Source organism: Photobacterium kasasachensis (genome assembly GCF_050336885.1).
GTDB classification, from domain to species: domain Bacteria; phylum Pseudomonadota; class Gammaproteobacteria; order Enterobacterales; family Vibrionaceae; genus Photobacterium; species Photobacterium kasasachensis.
On the sequence record NZ_JAKJSH010000069.1, the window covers coordinates 1 to 799 of the forward strand.

General features: G+C 48.3%; 4 tRNA genes and 1 rRNA gene. All 5 read right to left on the bottom strand.

The features are described from left to right. A 23S ribosomal RNA gene (locus L4D19_RS30360) occupies positions 1-129 on the bottom strand; the annotation flags it as partial. A 273-nt stretch (positions 130-402) separates the two neighbouring features. Further along, positions 403-478, bottom strand: a tRNA-Ala gene (locus tag L4D19_RS30365). Between the two features lie 35 nt (positions 479-513). Further along, positions 514-588: transfer RNA gene (locus L4D19_RS30370), tRNA-Val, on the bottom strand. Between the two features lie 30 nt (positions 589-618). Next, positions 619-694, bottom strand: a tRNA-Lys gene (locus tag L4D19_RS30375). 1 nt (position 695) lies between these two features. Next, positions 696-771, bottom strand: a tRNA-Glu gene (locus tag L4D19_RS30380). Positions 772-799 lie beyond the last annotated feature (28 nt).

Consider the following 799-nt stretch of genomic DNA (forward strand, 5'->3'; position numbering starts at 1 on the left):
GGTTTCCCCATTCGGAAATCCCAGACTCAAGTGGCTCTTACTGCCTAATCTGGGCTTAACGCAAGTTAGTACGTCCTTCATCGCCTCTGACTGCCAAGGCATCCACCGTGTACGCTTAGTCACTTAACCATACAACCCCAAGAGGTTTCGTATGTTCAAACAACCAAGGTTTGTGTCTCTGATAAGGAGACATTGGTTTTTCGCCGGACTCTTACACAAGACACTTGAATGTGTATTGCTTGAGAACTCGTTTCATCTCTCGATGAAACATTTTAATTCAACCTTATGGTTGAATTTACTAGTCAGCTTTCCAGATTGTTAAAGAGCATGTGTTTATCAAGAGATAACCACTTTTTAAAAGCACTTTCGTCTCTGTCTTTCAAGAGAAGTACGTTTAAAGAGTGGTGGAGCTAAGCAGGATCGAACTGCTGACCTCCTGCGTGCAAGGCAGGCGCTCTCCCAGCTGAGCTATAGCCCCATCAGGTATTTCTGGGTTCTCTCGAAAAGAAAGAGTGGTGGGCGATACCGGGCTCGAACCAGTGACCCCCTCCTTGTAAGGGAGGTGCTCTCCCAACTGAGCTAATCCCCTCCGATGTTTTACATCTTCAAAGGAGAAGATGGTGGGTCGTGCAGGATTCGAACCTGCGACCAATTGATTAAAAGTCAACTGCTCTACCAACTGAGCTAACGACCCATGGCGTCCCGTAGGGGAGTCGAACCCCTGTTACCGCCGTGAAAGGGCGGTGTCCTAGGCCTCTAGACGAACGGGACCAAGTGTTTCTTGCCAACGTTGTTGGGC